This is a genomic window from Streptomyces sp. NPDC048419 (assembly GCF_043200415.1).
GTDB lineage: Bacteria > Actinomycetota > Actinomycetes > Streptomycetales > Streptomycetaceae > Streptomyces.
On the sequence record NZ_JBICXT010000006.1, the window covers coordinates 152542 to 173017 of the forward strand.

Consider the following 20476-nt stretch of genomic DNA (forward strand, 5'->3'; position numbering starts at 1 on the left):
GGCCGTCTCAAGACGGCGACTGGCCATTAGAGTCCGGAAATCGACGCGGGGAAGACCCCGCGAGCGGCGTACCTTCCCACCCGTGTTCCCCGGCACGGGCTGCCCCCTCGCGCTACGGGAGACATCCTTGGTCACGGTAGACACCGCAGTCACGGACCCCCACGCACCTCCGGCTCCACCCCCGCGACACCGCATCAGGCCCCCCGAACAACCGGGGCCCTCGACGCAGGAACGCACCACGGCAGCGGCTGCCCGGTCGCGTCCGGCGGCATCACCGCCGCCGTCGCGTTCGGCATCACCGACACCGACGGGCTCGACGGCGCCCCCCGCGGAGCCGTCCGCGGACGCCTCTTCCGCCCCGTCGCAGTCCGCGACCCTCATCGGATCGGTCCAGCGCGCCATGCGCCTGCTGGAGTGCGTCGCCGGGCACGAGAACGGGGCTCCCGCCAAACAGCTGGCCCGCGAGACGGGCCTGGCGCTGCCGACGGCGTACCACCTGCTGCGCACTCTGGTCCACGAGGGCTATCTGTGCCGGGACAAGGGCTTGTTCTTCCTCGGTGACGCGGCCGTACGGCTCAGCAGCGGCGCAGCCCAGCAGAAACGTCGCAGCACGATCGTCGACGCGCTCGCCCGCTGGCGGGATGCGATCGGTGTGCCCGTGTACTACGCGGTGTACCAGGAGGGCGAGATCGAGGTGATGTGCGTCTCCGACACCCCGGGCAATCCGGCGGTCGAGGAGTGGGCCGACTTCCGTGAGACCGCGCACGCGCATGCGATCGGGCAGTGCCTGCTCGCCCAGCTGGACGAGACCGCCCGCCGTGATCACCTCGACCGCTACCCCGTGCAGTCCCTCACTCCGTACACGGTGCGTGACAACCATGCGCTGCTGAGACGACTCGAACGGGCGAGTCGGCTGGAACCGGTGACGGAGCGACAGGAATACGCGCTGGGGACGGTCTGCGCGGCGATCCCGATCACGGCGGGCACCGCGGCCGCCACGATGGCCATCTCCTTGCCTGCTCATCAGGCTGATCGGCTGGTGTCCGCGATCGAGCAACTGCAGCGCGAGATCGGGCAGCTGCTGGGGTCACTGGCGCTCTCTATCAGTATCTGAAAACTCACTCCTTGTGATCTGCTGTGTACGTTCAGCAAGATGCCACCAGAGTCCGGGGCGATTCCCGGCCGTTCGGCTTCACAAGACGGGGTAGGCGATGCGCGAGTCCGTACAGGCAGAGGTCATGATGAGCTTTCTCGTGTCCGAGGAGCTTTCGTTCCGCATCCCGGTGGAACTGCGGTACGAGACCTCTGATCCGTATGCCGTACGGCTGACCTTCCACTTGCCCGGTGATGCTCCGGTGACCTGGGCGTTCGGCCGTGAACTGCTCATCGACGGGGTGGGCCGGCCGTGCGGGGAGGGGGATGTGCGGGTCTCACCCGCCGAACCGGACTCGCTGACAGAGGTCCTGATCCGGCTTCAGGTGGGCTGTGACCAGGCGCTGTTCCGCTCTTCCACGGTGCCGCTCATCGCCTTCCTCGACCGCACCGACAAGCTGGTGCCGCTCGGCCAGGAGGGCTCCCTCGCGGACTTCGACGCCCATCTCGACGAGGCGCTGGACCGGATTCTGGCGGAGGAGCAGAGCGCCGGCTGACAGGTTGGTGCCGCGGAGTGGCTGTAACGCTTCTGCGTGCAGCGGAGGGTTGCAGGAACGCTTCTTCGCAGGGGATGCGGGCAAGACGCGGCAGCCATCGGCTCAGCGCTTACGGCGCCGGCCTCTCCCCGATCGCGCCGGAACCGGCGCTGCTGCGCCCGGCACCCTCCCCGCGGCCGGCTCGGCCCCCGGACGGTCGGCCGCGACCACCAGGGCCGCGAGCAGCGTCGTGACCGGGACCGAGGCGACCAGGCCGATCGAACCCACCAGCGTGCGTACGATCTCCTCCGCCACCAGCTCGCTGTTGGCGACCGTCCCCACGCCGCTCTGCGCGATGGAGAAGAGCAGCAGCAACGGCAGTGCGGCGCCCGCGTAGGCGAGGACGAGGGTGTTGACGACGGACGCGATGTGGTCCCTGCCGATGCGGATACCGGCCCGGTACAGCCCTCGCCAGCCCATCGACGGGTTCGCCTCGTGCAGCTCCCACACCGCTGAGGTCTGGGTGACCGTCACGTCGTCGAGGACGCCGAGCGAGCCGATGATGACGCCCGCGAGCAGCAGACCGCTCATGTCGATCGACGGATACAGGCCGTGGATCAGGCCGGTGCTGTCGTCGGTGTTGCCGGTCAGCGCGGCCCAGCCGATGAACTCGGAGCCGAGCAGGCCGATCAGCACGAGCGAGAGCAGCGTGCCGAGCACCGCCACGGACGTACGGGCGGACAGGCCGTGGCACATGTAGAGGGCGAGCAGCATGATGGCGCTCGACCCGATCACCGCCACGAGCAGCGGGTCCGAGCCCTGGAGGATCGCGGGCAGGATGAAGAAGGTCAGCACCATGAAGCTGACGGCCAGCGCGACCAGCGCCATGACACCGCGCAGGCGGCCCACCACCACGACGGCGAGCGCGAAGATGCCCGCGAGCAGCGCCATGGGGAGCCGGCGGTTCACATCGGTGACCGAGTACTGCAGGTCCTTCGGCGCGGAAGGCTCGTAGGCGGCCACCACCTTCTCGCCCTCGTGCAACTGGCGTGACTGGTCCGGTTGCACGATCTCGGTGAACGTACGGCCCTTGTCCTTGCCGGTGTCGACGCGGATCGTCGCCTTCTTGCAAGTGCCCTTCTCCGGCTGCTGTGCGGAGGAGCCCGCGGCGCCGGAGGTGTCGCCGGCCGCGGCCTGGCCGGAGGCGTTCACCGACTTGCAGCTCACGTTCACGACCTTGGCGACCGTCGCCTGCTGGGTTTGCCGGTCGAAGCCCACGCCGCTGCGCTGGTGCCCCGGGGCACCGCCGGGCCACAGCACCACGAGCCCGACCACCACGGCCGCGGTGAACGGGATGAGGACTGCCGCGATGACCTTGCGCAGGTGCTTGGAGACGGGCGCCGCCGGACCGTGGTTGTGCGAATGACCGTGGCCGCCGCCGTGACCGTGCCCGGCACCGGAGCCATGGCCGGGCTCAACCCGGGGCTCGTGCCCAGCACCGGGACCGTGTCCCTGGCCGCTGTCGGAGCCGTGCCCATGGGGCGGCTCCGGGGGTGGATAGGGGTGCTGGCGTGTCGTGGTCACCGCCCGATCATTGCAAGAACGCCGGGGCCCCCTGTTCAGCTCGCCGGAATTGACGCTAGCGTGGAGGCACCTTTGCACACGCGGGAGCTCGGAGCACCGGGCTGAGAGGGCGCTGACCTCCGTCCCTGCGATGTTTCACGTGGAACATCACCGAACTTGGGTGATGTTCCCCACGAGACGTCGACAGACGGATATCGCTGCGTCGACCGCCGAACCTGTTACCGGGTAATGCCGGCGTAGGGAGTAGGTCTCATGACCAACAAGGACGCACGCACGCCTGCCTCCAACCAGGACGAACCGCTCATTCAGGGCGAACAGTCCGGTGAACAGTCCTCGGAGGCCGGGAAGTTTATCGGCTGGCACAAGGCGTATGTCGAGGGCTCGCGCCCCGATCTGCGGGTGCCGGTCCGTCAGGTGCACCTCACCAACGGGCAGTCGGTCACGCTGTACGACACCTCCGGCCCGTACACCGATCCGCTCACACAAACCGATGTCCGCAGGGGGCTCGCCCCGCTGCGGGAGAACTGGATCGTCGCCCGCGGCGACACCGAGGAGTACGCGGGCCGCCCCGTCCGCCCCGAGGACGACGGCATCAAGCACACCTCGCCGCGGGGCGGGCTGCGCAACCTCGACGCGGTCTTCCCCGGACGTCCACGCCAGCCGCGGCGCGGACGCGACGGGACGGCGGTCACCCAGCTCGCATACGCGCGCCAGGGCGAGATCACGCCCGAGATGGAGTTCGTGGCGCTCCGGGAGAAGGTGGCGCCCGAGGTGGTCCGCGACGAGATCGCGGCGGGCCGCGCGGTACTGCCGGCCAACGTCAACCACCCGGAGGTCGAGCCGATGATCATCGGCAAGCGTTTCCTGGTGAAGGTCAACGCCAACATCGGCAACTCCGCGGTGACGTCCTCCATCGAGGAGGAGGTCGAGAAGATGACCTGGGCGACCCGCTGGGGCGCCGACACGGTCATGGACCTGTCCACCGGCCGCAACATCCACACGACCCGTGAATGGGTGCTGCGCAACTCCCCCGTGCCCATCGGCACCGTGCCGCTCTATCAGGCCCTGGAGAAGGTCGACGGCAGGGCCGAGGAGCTCACCTGGGAGATCTACAAGGACACCGTCGTCGAGCAGGCCGAGCAGGGCGTGGACTACATGACGGTCCATGCGGGCGTCCGCCTGCCGTACGTCCCGCTCACCGCGAACCGCAAGACCGGCATCGTCTCGCGCGGCGGCTCGATCATGGCCGCGTGGTGCCTCGCGCACCACAAGGAGTCGTTCCTGTACGAGAACTTCGAGGAGCTATGCGAGATCCTCGCCGCCTACGACGTCACGTACTCGCTGGGAGACGGCCTCCGGCCGGGTTCTATCGCTGACGCCAACGACGAGGCGCAGTTCGCCGAGTTGCGCACGCTCGGGGAACTCAACACGATCGCCAAGCGTTTCAACGTACAGACCATGATCGAGGGCCCGGGACACGTCCCGATGCACAAGATCAAGGAGAACATCGACCTTCAGCAGGAGATCTGCGATGAAGCTCCGTTCTATACGCTCGGCCCGCTGACCACGGACGTCGCGCCGGCGTACGACCACATCACCTCCGGTATCGGTGCCGCGATGATCGCCTGGTGGGGCACGGCCATGCTTTGCTACGTCACGCCCAAGGAGCACCTGGGGCTGCCCAACCGTGACGACGTCAAGACCGGCGTCATCACCTACAAGATCGCCGCTCACGCGGCCGATCTCGCCAAGGGGCACCCCGGCGCCCAGGACTGGGACGACGCGCTCTCCGACGCCCGCTTCGAGTTCCGGTGGGAGGACCAGTTCAACCTCGCCCTGGACCCGGACACGGCACGGGAGTTCCACGACGAGACCCTCCCGGCCGAGCCGGCCAAGACCGCCCACTTCTGCTCGATGTGCGGGCCGAAGTTCTGCTCGATGAAGATCTCCCAGGACATCCGCCGTGAGCACGGCGGGAACCGGAGCGAGATCGAGGCGGGCATGGCGGAGAAGTCGAAGGAGTTCGCGGCCGCCGGGAACAGGGTGTATCTGCCGATCGCCGACTGACGGCGGAGCCCGAAAGCGCGCCGGAGCCTTGAGCCAGGCTCCGGCGCCCGCCCGCAGTCGTGTTCACCCTGCCGGTGCCGCGAATGCGGCGGTTCTGTTCCCGGCCTGGTGTGACGGCGGGACAATGACACCGAGCCCACGCCTCCCGGGCCGGATCGTCAGCCGGCGGTCCTGGGCAGGGGGTGGAGGAGGAGCGCGATGGTGCGGTGGGAGCGGGAGGAACGACTCGCGCGAGCCTTCCTGGAGTTGGCCGACACCCTGGTGGAGGGTTTCTACCTGGTCGATTTCCTGCATGTGCTGACCGAGCACATGCTCGCGCTGCTGGACGTGTCGGCCACCGGGGTGGTCATGGTCGACGCCCAGGGACGACTGGTGGACGTGACCGCATCCACCCACACCGCACACCAACTGGAGGAGGCCCAGGTCGAGTTCGACGAGGGCCCGTCCAGGGACTGCTGCCGGCAGCAGGAACAGGTCGGTCCGGTGGACCTGACCCGGTCGGACACCGCCGTGCGCTGGCCGCGCTTCACCAAGGCGGCCCGCACGGCCGGATATGCCGCCGTGGCCGCCATCCCGCTGCGCCTGCGCGAGGAGGTCATCGGCGCGGTGAACGTCTTCCACGGGAGTCCCGCCGGCCTGCACCCGGCGAGCCTGCGTCTGGGACAGGCCCTGGCGGATGCCGCGACCATCGGCATCCTGCACCAACGCCTGGCCCAGGACCAGGCCGAACGGGTCGGCCAACTGCAGACCGCGCTCAACAGCCGGATCATCATCGAACAGGCCAAAGGCGCCCTCGGGGCCAGCCTGAACATCCCGCCCGATGCGGCCTTCCAGCGCCTGCGCGCCCACGCCCGCGACAACCGGACGTCACTGACCCGCCTGTGCCAACTCGTCGTCGAGGGCGGCGTATCCGCAGGGACGTTCGCCGCATCCCAGGACCGGCCGCACCGCTCGTGACGCTGGTTTCATGTCGCCCTGCGGCCCGCGCCACGGGCGCCCCACCGCACTCAGTCAAGGAGTACCCGCGGTGCCCGCAGATGCCCCCGACATCCCCGGCCTCCTGGCCGCGGCCACTCAGGCCGGCCATGGTCTGACCGCACTCGAGCCCGGTCCCTGCGCGGTCGCACTCGGCCTCGACAGCCTCACCATCTGCCTGCTCGACCACTCCGGCCTCGAACTGGTCTGGTACGACCCGGCGGACAAGGCAGGAGTGGCCTTCGAAGACCTGCAGTACACCCTCGGCGAGGGCCCCACCGTGGACGCCGCCCGCACCGGTGAGCCCGTACTCGTCCCCGATCTGTACACCGTGCCCGAGCACCGATGGCCTGCCCTACTGGCCGCCACGCACCAGAAGTCCCCGCACGCCGCGCACGCCGTCCCCCTGAATCTGGGTGCGGCCCGGCTGGGCGTCCTCACCGGACACCGCAGCACCGCCGGCTCGCTGACCCGCTCTCAGATGAGCCACTTCCTCGCGCTCGCCGAAGGCGCCACAACGATCCTCACCACGCCCCACGGCATCGACGACTTGAGCAGCAACGACCCGCTGCCGCTGCACCGGGCCCTCATCCACCAGGCGACCGGCGCCCTGACCGTTCTGCTCGGCATCCCCCTCGACCAGGCCCTCGCCCGCCTGCGCGCCTATGCCTTCACCCACAACCTGCCCCTCCTGGACGTCGCACACGACGTCGTTCACCACCGGGCCGATCTGAACAGCCCACCCGGCTGACCATGCGGGCGGAGGTCGGGATGGGCACGGCGGAGAAGCCGAAGGAGTTCGCGGCCGCGGGGAGCAGGGTGGGTCTGCCGGTCGCGGACTGACGAACTCGGTTCGGCGAAAGGGGCGTTCGGCTTGCGCTCCCCCGGCCGGCCCCGAGGGGCCGCGCCGTGGCGGAGGGCGCAAGCCCGCGGTCACTCCGGCTGGTGTTCCGGGCCTCCGAACTCCGGGCTGGTGTAGTCCGGGCTGGAGAAGCTCGGGCGCGGGCCGGTGGCGCCGTCGTCCGGGCTGCTGAAGCCGGGGCGGCCGTAGCCCAGATTCGGCATACGGCTGGTGGGCGTCCGCGGTGTGGTGCTGTGCAGTGCCGCGGCGGCGCCCGGGTCGACGAGTGCCTCCCTGAGGAACGGCATGATGCCGCGCTCCAGAAGTGCCTCGCGCCAGGCCTCCCTGGCCAGCGCCACGTCCCCGCGTAGTTCACCGTACGGACCGGTCTCGAGCGACGGCCTGTTGCGCAGAGCGGTGAGCAGCAGGCCCACGGCGGCCACCAGGATCGCGGCCGCGGTCAGGGCACCGAACACCCAGCCGGCCGTGATCATGGTCTTGCCGAAGACCTGGCCGGGGTCGAGCGACTTGATGACATAGCCGACGAGCAGGAAGATCACCGCTGCTGTTCCGGCAAGGACGGGCGTGAGGACGGCGGCGACGGCGACGGCGCCCGCGCCGGCCGTCTCGGCTGCCTCGCCGAGGGTGGTGGCGAGCCCCATCGCCGCCCCGCCCGGCTCCGAGGAGCCGGCTTCGCGGGTGGATGACGGGGTGGACGGCGCCGGCTGGCGCAGTTCCTCGCGGACCTTCACGTAGTGCTGGTACTCGGTCGCCGCGGCCGCCGTTATGAGTGCGGAGGCGTTGAGCGCCATGGTGCGCAGCTGTTCGGCGTTGAGCCGCTGTCCGACAGCGGCCAGTTCCGGGCGATTTGGGGCGGAGCGCAGCGCCTCGTCGAGGACCCGCTCGTACTCCTGGCGGTCCTCGCTCAGCAGGTGCTGCGGAACGCTGTTCATGTGCATCCCCCGATGCTCCGTAGGGCTTGGGGCTCGCATGCCAACGAGCCGTCGGGCAGAAACGGAGGGGAGCCTGCTACGGATAAGCCGATGGTAGAGCGGTCACGGCAGGTGGTGACAGGGGGTTTCCAGAAATTGGGCTCTGGCCTGCACCGTTCGTTGCGATTCCTCCCGCCGGGGGTCGCCTGCCCTGCGAACGTTCAGATATCCAGAGGAAGTTGTTGCACCAGTAGCTTTCCGGCCATGGTCACTCCGCCGTCCATCGCGATGGCCAGCCCGTCGGCGTAGACGTGCGGTCCCTCGACCACGGGCCCCGCGCTGTCGTCGCCCTCCTCGGACCCGACCTCGCCCAGCAGGTACGGGATGGGGCTGTGGCCGTGAACGATTCGCGTGCCGCCGTACGTATCCAGCAGGGAACGGACGGCGTCTGCACCACCTTCGTCGCGGAAGGAGAACCGCTTGGTGAGCTTGCGGAACAGATCCCAGCACTCGTCGGCGTCGTTGCGGGTGAGCGTCTCGCGGACGGTGTCGTTGACCGCCTCGATCGAGTCGCCGTAGTCGAGATAGGCCGTGGTGTCCGAGTGGACGAGCAGATAGCCGTCGACCGACTCCATGGCGTCGAGGCGGGCCATCCACTGCAGATGGTGGTCCTGGAGGCGGTCCATGTCGGTCTTCTGGCCGCCGTTGAGCAGCCAGGCGGCCTGGAAAGTGGCCGTACCCGCACCGGAGTTGACGGGGGTGTCGCCGAACCGCTTGGCGCCGAGCAGCAGCAGCTCGTGGTTGCCCATGAGTGCCTTGCAGTAGCCGCCGGCCGCGGCCGCCTCCGCCGACAGACGCATCACGAGCTCGATGACGCCGATGCCGTCGGGACCGCGGTCGGTGAAGTCGCCGAGGAACCACAGCCGGGACGTGCCGGCGCACCACTGGCCCGCGGCGTCGACGAGGCCCTGCTCCCGGAGCGCGGCGAGCAGCTCGTCCAGATAGCCGTGCACGTCGCCGACGACGTAGAGCGGGCCGCTGCCGTCCGTGTCCTGCGGGACGGCCAGGGGGGCGGGGGCGACGGGCACCTGGAGCGTGTCGCCGCGGTTGATGACGGGCAGGTCGCGCTCGGTCGGCGTGTACCCCTCCCCGAGCGCGGCCTCCTCGGGCGGGACGACATCACCGGGATGGGTGTTCTGGCCGTACGGACCGGTCTCGTGGACATACGCCGGTACCCGGAAGTCGCGCAACGTCGCCGTCCGTTCCGCTTCGGGTCCCTGACCGGCCCCCTGAGTCATCAGACCCCTCCACCATCGCGCCGCACCTGCACCGCATCGGACTGCCTGGTCGCAGCGGCCCGCGGTGTCGTGCGCCCATCATAGGAATGCCGATCGCGCCATGTGATGACCCAGGGGTGGTGAATCGGAGTAAGAGTCCAGTTCACCGCGGCTTTCGCCCCGATTGGGCAGGGCTTGGACCGCAGGCTGACGGCGTCCGCCCTACTCCTCCTCGGGCGACCGCGGCGCACTGACCGTCGTCCGCGGCGGGCGCCGCTGTGACGAGGTACGCACGATCAGCTCCGTCGGTATCACCTGCTCGACCGGTTGGTCCGAATCGACCCCCTCGATCGCGTCGATGAGGAGCTGCACCACGGCCGTGCCGATACGCCGCGGCTTCAGCGAGAGCGTGGTGATCGGCGGCTCGGTGTTGGCGTACACGGTGGACTCGCTGCAGCAGACCAGAAGCAGGTCTTCCGGTACGCGCAGGCCGTAGCGGCGGGCGGCGGCGAGCAGGTCGGTGCCGTTCGGGTCGAACAGGCCGTAGACCGCGTCGGGGCGGTCGGGCCGGGCCAGCAGCCGGTCGGCGGCGACCGCGCCCGCGCAGGGGTCGTGGGCCGGATAGGACTCGTACACCGGGTCCTGGCCGACGCGTTCGCACCAGCGCAGGTACGCCGTGGTCGACAGATGGGTGTACGTGTCCGTCGTCGTCCCCGTCAGCAGGCCGATGCGGCGGGCGCCGGCGTCGGCCAGGTGGTCGAGGATGCCCATGACGGCGGCTTCGTGGTCGTTGTCGACCCACGCCGTGACCGGGAGCGAGCCGGCCGGGCGGCCGTCGGAGACGACCGGCAGACCCTGGCGGACCAGCTCGCTGACGACCGGGTCCTGGTCGGAGGGGTCGATGACGACCGTGCCGTCCAGCGCTACGTTCGACCACACGTCGTGGCGCGAGGTCGCGGGCAGGATGACCAGCGCGTAGCCCCGGGCGAGGGCGGCCGAGGTGGCGGCGCGCGCCATCTCGGCGAAGTAGGCGAACTCGGTGAAGGTGAAAGGTTCATCCCCGTACGTCGTCACGGTCAGGCCGATGAGGCCCGACTTGCCGGTACGGAGGGTTCGGGCCGCTGCCGACGGGCGATAGCCCAGCCGGTCGGCGACCTCGCGGACATGGCGTCGGGTGGCGTCCGGGAGCCGGCCCTTGCCGTTGAGAGCGTCCGAGACGGTCGTGATGGAGACTCCGGCGGCGGCGGCGACGTCCCTGATGCCCGCCCGGCCCGGCCGGCTGCCTCGGCGTGAGGTTTCCGCGCGGCTCACCTGGTGCTTCCCTGCTGCTGTCATGGCGAGCCGATAGTAGGGCTCATGCAGTGGGGTAGGGCGGACGCATATGCACGCGTTGACAGGCACGTTTCTGCAAGGTCATCTCACCTCAACTGCCTTTGAAAACAAGCCAGTTGAACGATCCAATGGCACTACGTGACTTGTCTGCACGCATGGGCCTGTCGAGCTCCGGATGTCTCGAAGAGGTCTCAACTCACCTGCACGGGTGATGCGCGCTACGGCGCGAGCCACCGGCGCGTAGATATATGTGAGCGCGCCCCTCGATTCGTCTGCCTAAGGGTGGTGTTGCCCCTGATGCATCTGTGACGGAGGAGGTCTGGCCCCAGCTGTACGCACGGGCGCCGAATCCTCATAAGGTAAGCAGTATTGAAAGCAGGTGGGTCATGAGGAGGACTGCGGTGAGCGAGACGAGCCCCAAGCTGCGCGCCGAGCTGGAGGGTATCCCCACCTACAAGCCGGGCAAGCCCGCCGCTGCCGGTGGGCCGGTGGCCTACAAGCTGTCCTCCAACGAGAACCCCTATCCGCCGCTTCCCGGCGTGATGGAGACGGTGACGGCCGCGGTCTCGTCCTTCAACCGCTACCCGGACATGGCCTGCTCGGGCCTGATGAGCGAGCTCTCCGACCGCTTCGGGGTGCCCCTCTCCCACCTGGCCACCGGCACCGGCTCGGTCGGCGTCGCCCAGCAGCTGATCCAGGCCACCAGCGGACCCGGCGACGAGGTCATCTACGCCTGGCGGTCCTTCGAGGCGTACCCGATCATCACGCAGATCAGCGGCGCGCGGTCGGTGCAGGTGCCGCTGACACCGGGCGATGTGCACGACCTGGACGCGATGGCGGACGCGATCACCGACCGCACGCGCCTGATCTTCGTCTGCAACCCCAACAACCCGACCGGCACGGTCGTGCGGCGGGGGGAGCTGGAGCGTTTCCTCGACCGGGTGCCGAGCGACGTGCTGGTGGTGCTGGACGAGGCGTACCGCGAGTTCATCCGCGGCCCCGAGGTGCCCGACGGCGTGGAGCTGTACCGCAACCGGCCGAACGTCTGCGTGCTGCGCACGTTCTCCAAGGCGTACGGCCTCGCGGGACTGCGGGTCGGCTTCGCCATCGCCCATGAGCCGGTGGCGGCGGCGCTGCGCAAGACGGCGGTGCCCTTCGGGGTGAGCCAGGTCGCGCAGGAGGCGGCCATCGCCTCGCTGCGGGCCGAGGACGAACTGCTCGGCCGGGTGGGCTCCCTGGTCTGCGAGCGCAACCGCGTGGTCGACACGCTGCGCGCCCAGGGCTGGACGGTGCCCGAGACCCAGGCCAACTTCGTCTGGCTGCGGCTGGGGGAGCGCACGACGGCGTTCGCGCAGGCGTGTGAGCAGCACGGCGTGGTGGTCCGGCCGTTCACCGGCGAGGGTGTGCGGGTGACGGTCGGGGAGACCGAGGCGAACGACATCTTCCTGAAGGTGACGGAAGAGTTCCGCAAGGAGCTCTGAGGCTTTGCGACCGGCCTCAGTCGGCCACGAGTTCCACGCGTACGGGGTCGCCGTCGCGGACCGTGGCGAGGAGGCGGTGGTCGCCGTCGAGGCGGCCGAGGACATTGCAGGGACTCGCGAGGCGGCTCTCGTCGCCTCGCGAGATCGGTGTGGGCCCGTAGGGGAGAGCGAGGGCGTCGCCGTCGGTCCAGAAGGCGACGGTGCCCGCCTCCACGACCTGCTGGGCCGTTGTTTCACGTGGAACACGCACGCCCGTGTCGAAGTAGACCTCCTCGCCCCAGGTACGGGCGGTGGAGGCCAGAGGCAGTGCCTTGCCCAGGGACCGGGCGGTCGGGGTGTCGTCGAGGGTCGCGGTGAGGTGGCCGGCGGGCCACGAGATGCGTATCTGCACGGCAAACAATTCAACAAGATGTTGAAGTTGCTGCCAAGGGGTTGACGTGACGCAGAAGACAGGGCCCCCGTGCCTTCGCCCGAAAATCCGTGCGTCATAATTGCTTGTGAATGTGAACGCTTTCACAAGCGTAGTGTAAGGAGCGGCGACGTGGACCTGGCTTTGGCGCCGGAGACCCTGGCGCGATGGCAGTTCGGCATCACCACCGTCTACCACTTCCTGTTCGTCCCCCTGACGATCTCCCTGGCCGCTCTCACGGCCGGGCTGCAGACCGCATGGGTGCGCACGGAGAAGGAGAAGTACCTCAAGGCGACCAAGTTCTGGGGCAAGCTCTTCCTGATCAACATCGCGATGGGTGTGGTCACCGGCATCGTGCAGGAGTTCCAGTTCGGCATGAACTGGTCCGACTACTCGCGCTTCGTCGGTGACGTCTTCGGTGCGCCGCTCGCCTTCGAGGCGTTGATCGCGTTCTTCTTCGAGTCGACCTTCATCGGCCTGTGGATCTTCGGCTGGGACAAGCTGCCGAAGCGGATCCACCTGGCCTGCATCTGGATGGTCTCGATCGGCACGGTCCTGTCTGCGTACTTCATCCTCGCGGCCAACTCCTGGATGCAGCACCCCGTCGGCTACAAGATCGACAAGGCCCGCGGGCGGGCCGAACTCACCGACTTCTGGCTGGTGCTGACCCAGAACACCGCGCTCGCCCAGGCGTTTCACACGCTCGCGGCGTGCTTCCTGACCGGCGGCGCGTTCATGGTCGGCATCGCCGCCTTCCACCTGTTCCGCAAGAAGCACATCCCGGTGATGAAGACCTCGCTGCGGCTGGGCCTGGTCACCGTCGTCATCGCCGGCCTGCTCACGGCGATCAGCGGTGACACGCTCGGCAAGGTCATGTTCAAGCAGCAGCCGATGAAGATGGCGGCCGCCGAGGCCCTGTGGAACGGCCAGGACTCCGCGCCGTTCTCGGTCTTCGCGTACGGCGACGTGAGCAAGGGCCACAACACCGTCGAGCTGTCCGTCCCCGGTGTGCTGTCGTTCCTCGCCGACGACAACTTCAACTCGTACGTCCCCGGCATCAACGACACCAACAAGGCCGAGCAGGAGAAGTACGGCCCTGGCGACTACCGGCCCATCATCCCGGTCACCTTCTGGGCGTTCCGCTGGATGATCGGCTTCGGCATGACGTCCTTCGCCATCGGCCTGGCCGGACTCTGGCTGACCCGCAAGAAGTTCATGCTGCCGCAGCACCTGCGGGTCGGCGAGGACGAGGTGCCGCATCTGGTCCTGTTCCGCAACAAGGCCCTCAACCCCAGGCTCAGCAGGCTGTACTGGCTGGTGACCATCTGGACCCTGGGCTTCCCGCTGATCGCCAACTCCTGGGGCTGGATCTTCACCGAGATGGGCCGCCAGCCGTGGGTCGTCTACGGCGTCCTGCAGACCCGGCACGCCGTCTCCCCCGGTGTCTCCCAGGGCGAGGTGCTCACCTCGATGCTCACCTTCACCGCGCTGTACGCCGTCCTCGCCGTCGTCGAGGTCAAGCTGCTGGTGAAGTACGTCAAGGCGGGCCCGCCCGAGCTCACCGAGGCCGACCTCAACCCGCCCACGAAGATCGGCGGCGACACCCGTGACGCCGACAAGCCGATGGCCTTCTCGTACTAGGCCGAGGGAGATCGAGTCATGGAACTGCACGACGTCTGGTTCGTCCTGATCGCCGTCCTGTGGACCGGCTACTTCTTCCTGGAGGGCTTCGACTTCGGGGTCGGGGTGCTCACCAAGCTGCTGGCCCGCAACCGGCCCGAGAGGCGGGTGCTGATCAACACGATCGGCCCGGTCTGGGACGGCAACGAGGTGTGGCTGCTCTCGGCGGGCGGCGCGACCTTCGCCGCCTTCCCCGACTGGTACGCCACGCTCTTCTCCGGCTTCTACCTGCCGCTGCTGGTCATCCTGGTCTGCCTGATCGTGCGCGGCGTCGCCTTCGAGTACCGCGCCAAGCGGCCCGAGGAGAACTGGCAGCGCAACTGGGAGACCGCGATCTTCTGGACCTCGCTGATCCCGGCGTTCCTGTGGGGCGTCGCCTTCGGCAACATCGTCCGCGGCGTGAAGATCGACAGGAACTTCGAGTACGTCGGGACGGTCTGGGACCTGCTCAACCCGTACGCCCTGCTCGGCGGCCTGGTGACCCTGTCGCTGTTCACCTTCCACGGGGCGGTGTTCACGGCGCTCAAGACGGTCGGGGAGATCCGGGAGCGGGCGCGGAAGACGGCCCTCATGGTCGGTCTGGTGACGGCCGTGGCGGCGCTGGTCTTCCTGCTGTGGACCCAGATCGACAAGGGGGACGGCAAGAGCCTGGTGGCCATGACGGTGGCGGTGGTCGCGCTCGTGGCCGCGCTGGTGGCCAACCAGCTCGGCCGGGAGGGCTGGTCGTTCGCACTGTCCGGCGTCACCATCGTGGCCGCGGTCGCGATGCTCTTCCTGACGCTGTTCCCGAACGTGATGCCGTCGTCGCTCAACGAGGACTGGAGCCTCACCGTCACCAACGCCTCGTCGAGCCCCTACACCCTGAAGATCATGACCTGGTGTGCCGGCATCGCCACTCCGATCGTGCTCCTCTACCAGGGGTGGACATACTGGGTGTTCCGCAAGCGCATCGGAACCCAGCACATCGCTGAGACCGTGCACTGAGGTGTGTTTCACGTGAAACCAATCGATCCCCGTCTGCTCCGCTACGCCCGCGCCACCCGCCTGTTCATGGCGGCGGTCGTCGGCCTGGGTGTGGTCGGAGCGGGTCTGGTCATCGCACAGGCGATGCTCATCGCCGAGGTGGTGGTGGGCGCCTTCCAGCACCGGATGACGGTCTCCGAACTCGGCACTCCCCTGCTGCTGCTGGCCGCCGTCGCCTGCGGCCGTGCGCTGGTCTCCTGGCTCACCGAGCTCGCCGCGCACCGGGCGAGCGCGGCGGTGAAGTCGGAGCTGCGCGGCCGGCTGCTGGAGCGGGCGGTCGCGCTCGGGCCCGGGTGGCTGGGCGGGCAGCGGACGGGTTCCCTGGTCGCCCTGGCCACCCGGGGGGTCGACGCCCTCGACGACTACTTCTCGCGCTACCTGCCGCAGTTGGGGCTCGCTGTGGTCGTGCCGGTCGCGGTGCTGGCCCGGGTCGTCACCGAGGACTGGGTGTCGGCGGCGATCATCGTCGCCACCCTGCCGCTCATCCCGGTCTTCATGATGCTGATCGGCTGGGCCACCCAGTCCCGGATGGACCGTCAGTGGCGGCTGCTGTCCCGGCTGTCCGGGCACTTCCTGGACGTCGTCGCGGGGCTGCCGACGCTGAAGGTGTTCGGCCGGGCCAAGGCGCAGGCCGAGTCGATCCGCCGGATCACCGGCGAGTACCGGCAGGCAACGATGCGCACGCTGCGGATCGCCTTCATCTCGTCCTTCGCCCTGGAGCTGCTGTCCACGCTGTCCGTGGCCCTGGTCGCCGTGACGATCGGCATGCGGCTCGTGCACGGGGAGATGGACCTCTACGTCGGCCTGGTCATCCTGGTCCTCGCGCCGGAGGCGTATCTGCCGCTGCGCCAGGTCGGGGCGCAGTACCACGCGGCGGCGGAGGGGCTGGCCGCCGCCGAGGAGATCTTCACCGTCCTGGAGACGCCCGTGCCGGCGTCGGGCACGGCGGACGTGCCGGCGGGTGCCCTCGCCTTCGAGGGCGTGACGGTCCGCTATCCCGGGCGGTCCGAGGACGCGGTGTCGCAGGTGTCCTTCACCGTCGAGCCCGGGGAGACGGTCGCCCTCGTCGGCCCGAGCGGCATCGGCAAGTCGACGCTGCTGAACGTCCTGCTGGGCTTTGTGCGGCCGGCCGAGGGGCGGGTGCTGACCGGGGGAGTCGATCTCCGCGAGGCCGACCTGGAGCAGTGGCGCTCGCGGATCGCCTGGGTGCCGCAGCGGCCCCACCTGTTCGCCGGGACCGTCGCCGAGAACGTACGGCTCGCGCGTCCGGACGCCGACGACACCGCCGTACGGCGGGCGCTGGCGGACGCCGGAGCGCTGGAGTTCGTGGAAGCACTGCCCGGTGGGGCGGACACCCTGCTCGGTGAGGACGGTGCCGGGCTCTCCGCGGGGCAGCGGCAGCGGCTCGCGCTGGCCCGGGCGTTCCTCGCCGACCGGCCCGTACTGCTCCTCGACGAGCCGACGGCCGCGCTGGACGGCGCCACCGAGGCGGAGGTCGTGGAGGCGGTACGGCGGCTGTCGGCGGGGCGCACGGTCCTGCTGGTGGTGCACCGGCCGGCCCTGCTCGGACCGGCGGACCGCGTGGTCCGGCTAAAGGCTCCGGCCGTTGCGGCGCCCGTGGAACGCCGGGCGCCCGAAGCGCGCCCGGCAACACCGGAGACGTACGAAAGCTCCGCACTGCCCGAGCCCGAAGCCGCCACGTCCGCCGCGATCAGGGGCGGCGCGCTCGCCCGCGTGCGCGCCATGTCCGGTCCCCGGCGCGGCCGGCTCGCTCTCGCCCTGCTGCTCGGCAGCCTCGCGCTGGGCAGTGCCGTCGGGCTCATGGCCACCTCGGGGTGGCTCATCTCGCGGGCTTCGCAGCAGCCGCCCGTGCTCTATCTGATGGTGGCCGTCACGGCGACGCGCGCCTTCGGCATCGGGCGGGCCGTCTTCCGGTACGCCGAGCGGCTGGTGTCGCACGACGCTGTGCTGCGGATGCTCGCCGACACCAGGGTCGCCGTCTACCGGCGCCTGGAGCGGCTGGCCCCCGCCGGGCTGCGCCGCACCCGCCGGGGCGACCTGCTCTCGCGCCTGGTCGCCGACGTGGACGCCCTGCAGGACTACTGGCTGCGCTGGCTGCTGCCCGCCGGTTCCGCGGCGATCGTGTCCGCCGCGGCCGTGGCCTTCACGGCGTGGCTGCTGCCCGAGGCCGGTCTCGTGCTCGCCGCCGGGCTGGTGGCGGCGGGAGTCGGCGTCCCGCTGGTCACCGGTGCCGTGGCCCGCCGCGCCGACCGCAGGCTGGCCCCAGCCCGTGGGGCGCTCGCGACGCGGGTGGCCGATCTGCTCACCGGCACCGCGGAGTTGACGGTCGCCGGTGCCCTGCCCGCCCGCAGCGCCGAGGCCCGGCGCGCGGACGGCACGCTCACCCGGATCGCCTCGCGCGCCGCCACCGCCACCGCGCTCGGTGACGGACTCAGCTCGCTGCTCTCCGGTCTGACGGTCGCCGCCGCCGCTCTCGTGGGCGCCCAGGCGGTCGCCGCCGGGCGGCTGGGCGGCGTGACGATGGCCGTCGTCGTCCTCACCCCGATGGCCGCCTTCGAGGCCGTCATGGGGCTCCCCCTCGCCGTGCAGTACCGGCAGCGGGTGCGCAGAAGCGCGGAGCGCGTGTACGAGGTCCTGGATGCGCCCGAGCCCGTACGGGAGCCCGAGCGGCCGCGGCAGGCGCCCGCCTCCCCCTTCCCGGTGGCCCTCAAAAGCCTGACCGCCCGGTACGAGGGGCAGCGGCGCGAGGCCCTCGACGGCCTCGACCTGACCCTGGGCCAGGGGCACCGGATCGCCGTGGTCGGGCCGTCCGGCTCCGGCAAGACGACCCTGGCGCAGGTGCTGCTGCGCTTCCTGGACGCGGGCGCGGGTTCGTACACGCTGGCCGGCGTGGACGCGTACGCGCTCGACGGCGACGCCGTACGACGGCTCGTCGGGCTGTGCGCGCAGGACGCGCACCTCTTCGACAGCTCGGTGCGCGAAAACCTGCTGCTGGCTAAGAAGGACGCCACCGAGGACGAGCTGCGCGACGCACTCGGGCGGGCCCGGCTGCTGGAATGGGCCGACCGCCTGCCGGACGGCCTGGACACGCTGGTCGGGGAGCACGGGGCCAAGCTGTCGGGCGGCCAGCGGCAGCGGCTGGCGCTGGCCCGCGCGCTGCTCGCGGACTTCCCCGTCCTCGTCCTCGACGAGCCCGCCGAGCACCTCGACCTGCCGACGGCCGACGCCCTCACCGCCGACCTGCTGGCCGCGACCGAGGGCCGTACGACCCTGCTCATCACGCACCGGCTGGCCGGTCTGGAGGCGGTCGACGAGGTCGTCGTCCTGGACGAGGGGCGGGTGGTGCAGCGGGGGACGTACGCCGAACTGGCCGCGGTTCCGGGGCCGTTGCTGCGGATGGTGGAGCGGGAGGCGGAGGCGGAGTCGCTGCTCGCGGCGGCGTAGCGGCGGCACGGACGCAGCACGTGCCGCAACTCCCGGCTTTCTGGAGCAAACAGGACTAACTAGGCTCGGGACATGTCCGTCGCACCGCTCCCCGGCCCGGAGCAGTCCGCCCCGGGGCTCCCGGCCGACCCGGCCACCCGCGTGCCCCGGCTGCTGGAGGCCATGCGGTCCGTCGGCAGCGGGCTGGAGCTGCACTCCACCCTGGAGCGGATCTGCGAGACCGCGGCCGCCCTGACCGGCGCCCGGTACGCGGCCATCGGCGTCGTCGACGAGCACGGGGACGGTCTCTCCGACTTCGTCCACGACGGCGTCGACGAGGCGACCGCCCGCAGCATCGGGCGGCTGCCCGACGGGCACCGGGGGCTGCTCGGCGCGCTCATCCGCGATCCGGAACCGGTCCGCCTCGCGGATCTGACGGCGGACCCGCGCTCCTGGGCTTCCCCGTGCACCACCCGCCGATGCGCACCTTCCTCGGTCTGCCGATCCGGGTGCAGGGCGAGGTCTTCGGGAATCTGTACCTGACGGAGAAGCACGGCGGCGGCCCGTTCGACGACGAGGACCTCGACATGGTCCGGGTGCTCGCCACCGAGGCCGGTATCGCCATCGGCAACGCCCGGCTGTACGAGGCGGCCCAGCAGCGCGAGCGCTGGATCGACGGGTCGGTCGCCGTCACCACCGCCCTGCTGTCCGGCGGAGACGCGACGCCGACGACGCCCTCCAGGTCGTCGCCGAGCAGGCCCGTCGGCTGTCCGGGTCCGCGGCCGGGATCGTGCTGCTGCCCGCCGACGAGGGCGGACTCGAGATCGTCGCCGTGGCCGCGGACCGGCCGTCCGGCCTGCTCGGCACGGTCGTCCCGGCGCAGAGCGTGGTCGTCGCCGAACTCCTCGCCGGCCAGGCCGTGTTCACCGACGACGCCGCCACCGACCGGCGCATGGTCACCGGGCTCGCCCGCCGCTACGGGCCGGCCATGATGCTGCCCCTGCACAGCGACGGCCGGGTGCTCGGGAGCCTCGTCCTGCCGCGCGCACGGGGGGAGCACGCCTTCACCGAGGCGGAGCGCACCCTCGCGGTCCAGTTCGCCGCGCAGGCCGCGCTCGCGCTGATGATGGCCGAAGCGCAGCGCGACCGGGAACGGCTCGCGGTGTTCGAGGACCGCGACCGCATCGCCCGTGACCTGCACGATCTGGTGATCCAGCGGCTGTTCGCCACCGGGATGCTGCTGGAGAGCGCGCAGCGCGGTTCGGTCGTGCCCGAGGTGCGGGACGGGGTCGGCAGGGCCGTCGACGAACTCGACGTCACCCTCCAGGAGATCCGCAGCGCGATCTTCGCCCTCCAGCAGGGACCCGCCGAGGTGCCCTCCGGGCTGCGCACGCGGGTGCTGCGGGAGATCAAGACGGCCGCCGTACCGCTCGGCTTCAGGCCCTCGCCCCGCCTCGTCGGCCCGGTCGACACCCTGGTCGGCGATCTGACCGGCAAGAACCTCATCGCCGCGCTGCGCGAGGCACTCTCCAACGCCTTCCGGCACGCGGGCGCCGCCCGGATCGACGTCGTCGTCGACGCGACGGTGACCCTGCCGGACGGCCGCCCCGGCGTGCGCCTGACCGTGGCGGACGACGGCGTGGGCATCCCCGAGGGCGGCCGGCGCAGCGGCCTGAGCAACCTGAAGCGGCGTGCCGAGTCCCTGGGCGGCGACAGCAGCCACGGTCCGGGGCTCGGCGAGAACGGCGGCGGTACGACGGTGGTGTGGCAGGCGCCGTACTGAACTGCCCGGAGCAGGCGCCC

General features: G+C 70.4%; 14 protein-coding genes, 1 pseudogene and 1 riboswitch. Of the genes and pseudogenes, 10 read left to right on the forward strand and 5 right to left on the reverse strand.

Annotated features, from left to right (window positions below):
- Positions 1–379 precede the first annotated feature (379 nt).
- Positions 380–1114: an IclR family transcriptional regulator gene (locus tag ACGFYN_RS15835; RefSeq protein WP_393866580.1), complete on the forward strand. Its 735-nt coding sequence runs from the start codon at positions 380–382 to the stop codon at positions 1112–1114.
- A gap of 97 nt (positions 1115–1211) precedes the next feature.
- Positions 1212–1649, forward strand: a complete 438-nt coding sequence (locus tag ACGFYN_RS15840) for an SsgA family sporulation/cell division regulator (protein WP_393866394.1) — start codon at positions 1212–1214, stop codon at positions 1647–1649.
- A 102-nt stretch (positions 1650–1751) separates the two neighbouring features.
- Here the strand turns inward: ACGFYN_RS15840 and ACGFYN_RS15845 are convergent, their stop codons facing one another.
- Positions 1752–3212, reverse strand: a complete 1461-nt coding sequence (locus tag ACGFYN_RS15845) for a YibE/F family protein (protein ID WP_393866395.1) — start codon at positions 3210–3212, stop codon at positions 1752–1754.
- A gap of 70 nt (positions 3213–3282) precedes the next feature.
- Positions 3283–3472: riboswitch (TPP riboswitch) on the forward strand.
- On the opposite strand from ACGFYN_RS15845, the gene thiC reads away from it, so the two are divergent.
- From thiC to ACGFYN_RS15860, 3 genes are all read left to right on the forward strand, one after another.
- Entirely contained in the window at positions 3465–5279 is a 1815-nt protein-coding gene (gene thiC, locus ACGFYN_RS15850) for a phosphomethylpyrimidine synthase ThiC (protein WP_393866396.1), read from the forward strand. Its footprint overlaps the riboswitch before it by 8 nt.
- A gap of 198 nt (positions 5280–5477) precedes the next feature.
- A complete protein-coding gene (locus ACGFYN_RS15855; RefSeq protein ID WP_393866397.1) occupies positions 5478–6236 on the forward strand; it encodes an ANTAR domain-containing protein in 759 nt (252 codons plus the stop codon).
- A gap of 70 nt (positions 6237–6306) precedes the next feature.
- Positions 6307–7005, forward strand: a complete 699-nt coding sequence (locus tag ACGFYN_RS15860; protein WP_393866398.1) for a GAF and ANTAR domain-containing protein — start codon at positions 6307–6309, stop codon at positions 7003–7005.
- Between the two features lie 182 nt (positions 7006–7187).
- Here the strand turns inward: ACGFYN_RS15860 and ACGFYN_RS15865 are convergent, their stop codons facing one another.
- The 3 genes from ACGFYN_RS15865 to ACGFYN_RS15875 all read right to left on the reverse strand — a co-directional run bounded on the left by ACGFYN_RS15865 (position 7188) and on the right by ACGFYN_RS15875 (position 10639).
- Positions 7188–8054, reverse strand: a complete 867-nt coding sequence (locus ACGFYN_RS15865) for a hypothetical protein (protein ID WP_393866399.1) — start codon at positions 8052–8054, stop codon at positions 7188–7190.
- Between the two features lie 194 nt (positions 8055–8248).
- Positions 8249–9325 carry a metallophosphoesterase gene (locus ACGFYN_RS15870; RefSeq protein WP_393866400.1) on the reverse strand — a complete coding sequence of 359 codons (1077 nt, stop codon included), beginning with the start codon at positions 9323–9325 and terminating at the stop codon, positions 8249–8251.
- 201 nt (positions 9326–9526) lie between these two features.
- Positions 9527–10639, reverse strand: coding sequence for a LacI family DNA-binding transcriptional regulator (locus tag ACGFYN_RS15875; protein WP_393866401.1), 1113 nt, complete (start codon positions 10637–10639; stop codon positions 9527–9529).
- A gap of 398 nt (positions 10640–11037) precedes the next feature.
- On the opposite strand from ACGFYN_RS15875, the gene hisC reads away from it, so the two are divergent.
- A complete protein-coding gene (hisC, locus tag ACGFYN_RS15880) occupies positions 11038–12117 on the forward strand; it encodes a histidinol-phosphate transaminase (RefSeq protein ID WP_393866402.1) in 1080 nt (359 codons plus the stop codon).
- 16 nt (positions 12118–12133) lie between these two features.
- On the opposite strand, the gene ACGFYN_RS15885 is transcribed toward hisC, so the two are convergent.
- Positions 12134–12508 (reverse strand): cyclophilin-like fold protein, encoded by a 375-nt coding sequence (locus tag ACGFYN_RS15885; RefSeq protein WP_393866403.1) that lies wholly within the window; start codon positions 12506–12508, stop codon positions 12134–12136.
- 150 nt (positions 12509–12658) lie between these two features.
- Here ACGFYN_RS15885 and ACGFYN_RS15890 point away from each other — a divergent pair, with 150 nt between their 5' ends.
- The 4 genes and pseudogenes from ACGFYN_RS15890 (at position 12659) to ACGFYN_RS15905 (ending at position 20456) form a co-directional block, all read left to right on the forward strand.
- A complete protein-coding gene (locus ACGFYN_RS15890) occupies positions 12659–14167 on the forward strand; it encodes a cytochrome ubiquinol oxidase subunit I (RefSeq protein ID WP_393866404.1) in 1509 nt (502 codons plus the stop codon).
- A gap of 18 nt (positions 14168–14185) precedes the next feature.
- Positions 14186–15190, forward strand: coding sequence for a cytochrome d ubiquinol oxidase subunit II (gene cydB / locus ACGFYN_RS15895; protein WP_393866405.1), 1005 nt, complete (start codon positions 14186–14188; stop codon positions 15188–15190).
- A 12-nt stretch (positions 15191–15202) separates the two neighbouring features.
- Positions 15203–18694: a thiol reductant ABC exporter subunit CydD gene (gene cydD, locus ACGFYN_RS15900; protein WP_393866406.1), complete on the forward strand. Its 3492-nt coding sequence runs from the start codon at positions 15203–15205 to the stop codon at positions 18692–18694.
- 162 nt (positions 18695–18856) lie between these two features.
- A pseudogene (locus ACGFYN_RS15905) lies at positions 18857–20456 on the forward strand (GAF domain-containing sensor histidine kinase).
- Positions 20457–20476: the final 20 nt, after the last annotated feature.

Coding starts and splice junctions, on each gene's coding strand:
- ACGFYN_RS15875 (WP_393866401.1), bottom strand. CDS start 10,639: ATGACAGCAGCAGGGAAGCACCAGGTGAGCCGCGCGGAAACCTCACGC.
- ACGFYN_RS15870 (WP_393866400.1), bottom strand. CDS start 9,325: ATGACTCAGGGGGCCGGTCAGGGACCCGAAGCGGAACGGACGGCGACG.
- ACGFYN_RS15865 (WP_393866399.1), bottom strand. CDS start 8,054: ATGCACATGAACAGCGTTCCGCAGCACCTGCTGAGCGAGGACCGCCAG.
- ACGFYN_RS15840 (WP_393866394.1), top strand. CDS start 1,212: ATGCGCGAGTCCGTACAGGCAGAGGTCATGATGAGCTTTCTCGTGTCC.
- thiC (WP_393866396.1), top strand. CDS start 3,465: ATGACCAACAAGGACGCACGCACGCCTGCCTCCAACCAGGACGAACCG.
- cydB (WP_393866405.1), top strand. CDS start 14,186: ATGGAACTGCACGACGTCTGGTTCGTCCTGATCGCCGTCCTGTGGACC.
- ACGFYN_RS15855 (WP_393866397.1), top strand. CDS start 5,478: ATGGTGCGGTGGGAGCGGGAGGAACGACTCGCGCGAGCCTTCCTGGAG.